This is a genomic window from Bartonella sp. CL25QHWL, assembly GCF_042195335.1.
Classification (GTDB): domain Bacteria; phylum Pseudomonadota; class Alphaproteobacteria; order Rhizobiales; family Rhizobiaceae; genus Bartonella.
Genome location: NZ_JBHIOE010000055.1, coordinates 1 through 1,519, shown reverse-complemented (window position 1 = coordinate 1,519; position 1,519 = coordinate 1). Strand labels below are relative to the sequence as shown.

2 protein-coding genes are annotated in these 1,519 nt (G+C 34.1%); both read left to right on the top strand.

Going from position 1 to position 1,519, the window contains the following annotated elements; all coding sequences use genetic code 11:
- Positions 1–360: YadA-like family protein (locus ACFILY_RS09415; RefSeq protein WP_375637978.1), on the top strand; the 360-nt coding region annotated here is incomplete at its 5' end.
- An 816-nt stretch (positions 361–1,176) separates the two neighbouring features.
- Positions 1,177–1,519: hypothetical protein (locus tag ACFILY_RS09410; RefSeq protein ID WP_375673362.1), on the top strand; the 343-nt coding region annotated here is incomplete at its 3' end.

The window sequence follows — 1,519 nt, the reverse complement described above, 5'->3', positions numbered from 1 at the left end:
AAAAAATATACGGATAGTCGGGTGGATAATATTGTTATTAATGCCATTGATGATGCTGTTGATCGGTCTGACCGATATACAGATATGAAGTTTAATATTTTAAGTTATGATATTAAGAGCGTACGGAAAGAGGCAAGGCAAGCAGCCGCCGTTGGTTTAGCAGTATCCAACCTACGTTACTTCGACGAGCCAGGATCTTTGAGTGTCTCATTTGGTAGCGGCACATGGCGTGGACAATCCGCATTTGCCCTTGGTGCTGGTTATACATCTGAAAACGGAAAAATCCGCTCTAATCTCTCTGCCACGAGTGCTGGTGGTCATTGGGGCATAGGTGGTGCAATTACTCTGAAAATAAAATAATACGAACAACGAAAACAAAACATCCCCCCTTATTTATTGAAATAAGGGTGGATATTTTTTTACAGACGCACAGTATTTATCTAGAGATAAGCATAATATTTGATGAGGCTATAGACTGTGAGGTTTTATAGAAGATTTTTCTATATTTTGTTGAAAAAAGATCATAGTAGAATCCATATTGCTAAAAAGTTATATTTTTATGTTGCTATTTTCATGAACAGCCTATAGCAATATGGGAGTGTATATTAGTAAGACTCATTTTGATAAAATAATTCAAAGGGGGAAAAGTAGTGCGTAAAGATAAAAGGTACATCACGGGACCGCGCATATATCATTATATGTATATTAAAAAGAAAAAATCCAACTAAAAAGCCAGTTATCCAAGGAAAACTATATTCCGGACATATTACAATTTCTTTTTACTTTACTTATTATTAACAAAACCATGCTTTCTAATAAAAATAAAGTCTATAATTAGGAAGATACATACTAAAACCTAGTACAAAGGATTTTATAGTAACCACTACCAAGTAAAATGTAATATTAAATATAAAGACCCCTTTTTAGTTAGAAAAACAGCACACTAAAAAACTTAGACTCTAAATGTGTCATCTTTATGTCCACAAAACATAATCAAAAAGACAAACATTTAGGTCTCAATACAGAGAGCACAAACAAAACAAGATTAAAGACTCAAAATGTTCACACTCTAAGCAATGATCGTCTACTCTGAATTCCAAAGAGATCAATAATGCTAAAATGTGTCTTTTTTATGTTTTGGAGGTGTTTTTAAGTTTTTTCATTGGAGAGTTTGTTATGAAAAAATTATATGCCCCACAAGCAGCGAGTGAATTAAAACGTTCTCGTTTTTCTTTTGTTAAAGTTCTTTCGTTGGCTATAGCGGCTACATTCTTATCGAATGTTACGCCTGTTTTTTCAGCAAATCCTGATTTTAGAAACACATTTCTTGAAGGTGTAAAAAGTGCTGGTGTATCTTATCCACAAAGCCTTCTCTCTGTTGCTGGTTTGAATGCTTCTGATGATTACGCAAATTTTTTAACCAAAACTCTTTCTGGTAAGAGAGATAAGAGTCCTATCGTAAATGTTTTGACAGAAGGTAGCCGTTCTGCGCGAGTTGGAAATGTTGGTGATAAGAAAG